The 2,991-nt window shown below is 63.4% G+C and carries 5 protein-coding genes and 1 pseudogene; 3 read left to right on the forward strand and 3 right to left on the reverse strand.

Annotation, left to right across the window (positions count from 1 at the left end):
• On the forward strand, positions 1 to 435 hold a 435-nt coding region (locus tag MOV75_RS32800), incomplete at its 5' end, for an FMN-dependent NADH-azoreductase (protein WP_247007402.1).
• Positions 436 to 502: 67 nt separating this feature from the next.
• Here the strand turns inward: MOV75_RS32800 and MOV75_RS32805 are convergent.
• Entirely contained in the window at positions 503 to 1,276 is a 774-nt protein-coding gene (locus MOV75_RS32805) for an SDR family oxidoreductase (protein WP_246931643.1), read from the reverse strand.
• 121 nt (positions 1,277 to 1,397) lie between these two features.
• Here MOV75_RS32805 and MOV75_RS32810 point away from each other — a divergent pair, with 121 nt between their 5' ends.
• Positions 1,398 to 1,862 carry a helix-turn-helix domain-containing protein gene (locus MOV75_RS32810; protein ID WP_246931640.1) on the forward strand — a complete coding sequence of 155 codons (465 nt, stop codon included), beginning with the start codon at positions 1,398 to 1,400 and terminating at the stop codon, positions 1,860 to 1,862.
• A 130-nt stretch (positions 1,863 to 1,992) separates the two neighbouring features.
• Here the strand turns inward: MOV75_RS32810 and MOV75_RS32815 are convergent, their stop codons facing one another.
• Entirely contained in the window at positions 1,993 to 2,232 is a 240-nt protein-coding gene (locus MOV75_RS32815) for a hypothetical protein (RefSeq protein WP_246931641.1), read from the reverse strand.
• Positions 2,233 to 2,460: 228 nt separating this feature from the next.
• Here MOV75_RS32815 and MOV75_RS32820 point away from each other — a divergent pair.
• A pseudogene (locus MOV75_RS32820) lies at positions 2,461 to 2,889 on the forward strand (toprim domain-containing protein); the annotation flags it as partial.
• On the opposite strand, the gene MOV75_RS32825 reads toward MOV75_RS32820, so the two are convergent.
• A partial coding sequence (locus MOV75_RS32825) for a flavin reductase family protein (protein ID WP_247007404.1) occupies positions 2,804 to 2,991 on the reverse strand: 188 nt, incomplete at its 5' end. The pseudogene MOV75_RS32820 and the gene MOV75_RS32825 sit on opposite strands and share 86 nt — an antisense overlap.

Below are 2,991 nucleotides of genomic sequence, written 5' to 3' on the forward strand. Positions count from 1 at the left end.
CAAGGCGCCCCGGTGCCGGCTGAACTCGCGCCCGACCTCGCCGCGAGCGCGGCTGCGCTGGACGAGTTTTTGACCGCTGACATCGTCGTGATCGGCGCGCCCATGTACAATTTCACCATTCCGAGTCAGCTCAAGGCCTGGATCGACCGCATCCTGGTGGCGGGAAAGACCTTTAAGTATGGCGCGGCTGGGCCGGAAGGACTCGCCGGAGGCAAGCGCGTGATCGTCGCGATCTCGCGCGGTGGCTATTACGGCGCGGGCTCGCCTGCCGCGGCGCTGGAGCATCTCGAAAGTTATCTGCGCGGCGTGTTCGGCTTCATGGGCATCCATGATGCCGAATTCATCATTGCCGACGGCATCCAGGTCGGTCCGGAACATCGCGAGAAGGCGCTCAGCGGTGCGCTCCAGACCGCAACCAGCCTGCACGCCGCATAGGGCTCAGCGACGGCTGAACCTTCGGGCGCAACTCGCTCGTTGCGCCCGACCAGGTTCGCGCGAGCGATCAGCCGCGATAAATCGGCGCGCCGCTTGGAGATGCTACCGCGCCGCCGTCGACGAAGATTTCCTGGCCCTGTACGTGCGCGGAATCATCCGAAGCCAGGAACAACACCGTCTTCGCAACGTGATCGGTTTCGCCCAGACGGCCGAGCGGCGTCGACAGCGCGATCCGCTTCTCGAATGCCTTCTCGGCTTCCGGCGTCGCGATCGCAGGCCCCCAGATCGGCGTGCGGATCGCGCCGGGCGCCACGACATTGACGCGGATGCCGCGCGGCGACAGCTCCGAAGCCATGATCCGCGCCATCGCGCGCACGCCCGCCTTCGCGGCACCGTAGGCCGAGTAACCGGGAATGCCGAGCACCGAGATCACCGAGCCGTTGAGAATGATCGAGGCGTTGTCGTTGAGATGAGGGAGCGCGGATTGCACGGTGAAGAACACGCCAGTGAGATTCGTGCTGATGACCTTCTCGAACACCTCGAGCGTTGCCGCGCCCAGCGGCGTGCCGCCGGCGATGCCGGCATTGGCGAACACGATGTCGAACTTGCCGAATTTTTCGGCGCCCTGCTTGATCGCAGCTTCAGTCGCGGCGATGTCGGTGGCATCGGCGGCGAGCGCGAGCGCGTTGGGTCCCAGTTCCTTCGCCGCCGCTTCCAGCGTCGCCTTGTTGCGGCCGGTGATCACCACCTTCGCGCCCTCAGCCGCGAACAGCTTCGCGGTCGCAAGCCCAATGCCGCTGTTGCCGCCGGTGATCAGGGCCGTCTTGTTCTTCAGTCTCACGGTCGCCTCCATCAGTTTCATGATGAAACTAGGTTGCCATCTAGGGCAAATGGTTTTATTATGCAACCACACAAGCGCGTGATCGGCGCCAGGACCTGGCGAATGTTGTGGGACGAAGACGATGGTGAGACGAACGAGCTTCGAAGGCGATTCCTGCCCGGTCGCACGGGCGCTGGAAGCGATCGGCGATTGGTGGTCGCTGCTGATCATCCGTGAGGCGCTGTCCGGCCAGCGCCGTTTCGGCGAGTTTCAGAGCAAGCTCGGCATGGCCAAGAACATCCTGTCGGCGCGGCTGCGCGCGCTGGTCGATCACGGCATTCTGACGACTGCCCCCGCCTCCGACGGCAGCGCTTATCAAGAATATGTGCTGACGCCAAAGGGCCGCGGTACCTTCCCGATCCTGGTGGCGCTGCGGCAATGGAGCGAGGAGTTCGACGACCATCCGGAGGAGATCGCGACCATCCTGGTCGATCGCGCAAAGGGCCGCCCGGTGAAGAAGCTCGAAATGCGCGCGGAGGACGGGCGGCTGCTCAGCTCCGCTGATACGACGTTGAAGCCGCGGCCCGCGCGCCGGCAGTCGGCGTGACGGCGTTCGACTGCCGCGACACCGTCATTGCGAACGTAACGAAGCAATCCAGAGTCTTTCCGCTGAGACAGTCTGAATTGCTTCGCTGCGCTCGCAATGACGGGGTGACGGAACTAACAGCATGTCGCGCTCACGACAGCTTGCGCCTGCTCCGCAGCCTTAAGTGCTCGTCGGCTTCCAGCTGCGTCATGCCCAATAAATAATGTAACACGTGCAGCTTGTGGCGCTCGGCGAGCTTGCGCAGGGCAGCCGTCTGCTCGGCAATGAAGGCGACCGCCTCATCGGCGCCGCCTTCGCCCGGTTCCTCGTGGCGCGAGCCCTCCGGCACGCCCGATGCGGCGCGCGCCCGTTTCTTTCCTGGCTTAGTCACCAGACCCCACCCCGAATCCATGCCCCGCAGAAACATTACGCCGACATCGGCCGCAACTCCAAGGTGGTATTTTGCAACTTTCTCGATATGAAACTTTTCCCATCCGGGCGCCTTTCAACACCCTTCGATTTGACAGCGAGGGTCGCACCACCCATGTTCGGGTCGAAACGGCCGATCCGAATCCTTTCGAATTCGGCCCCATATTTCCCCGTAAGTTACTGGAACTACATGAATATCGTCATTGTGGAGTCGCCGGCGAAAGCCAAGACGATCAACAAATATTTGGGCTCGTCCTATGAGGTTCTGGCCTCGTTCGGCCATGTCCGCGACCTTCCCGCCAAGAACGGATCCGTCGATCCCGACGCCAATTTCAAGATGATCTGGGAGGTCGACCCCAAGGCGGCCGGCCGGCTCAACGACATCGCCAAGTCCCTGAAGAACGCCGACCGCCTGATTCTCGCCACCGACCCTGATCGCGAGGGCGAGGCCATCTCCTGGCACGTGCTGGAGGTGCTGAAGGAAAAGCGCGCGCTGAAGGACCAGAAGATCGAGCGGGTGGTGTTCAACGCCATCACCAAGCAGGCGGTCTCGGATGCGATGAAGCATCCGCGCCAGATCGACGGCGCGCTGGTCGACGCCTACATGGCGCGCCGCGCACCTCGCCGACGAAGATCGAATGCGTCCTGGTCTCGAACTCCTGCGCCAGAACGCAATCGAATGCGGCGACCGCATCCGTCAGCACCGGGGCACCGGTCGCGC

This window comes from Bradyrhizobium sp. PRIMUS42 (genome assembly GCF_023006515.1).
GTDB lineage: Bacteria > Pseudomonadota > Alphaproteobacteria > Rhizobiales > Xanthobacteraceae > Bradyrhizobium.

Bases quoted from the DNA above. Each gene is read 5' to 3' on its own strand.
- MOV75_RS32810 (WP_246931640.1), top strand. From the start codon at position 1,398: ATGGTGAGACGAACGAGCTTCGAAGGCGATTCCTGCCCGGTCGCACGG.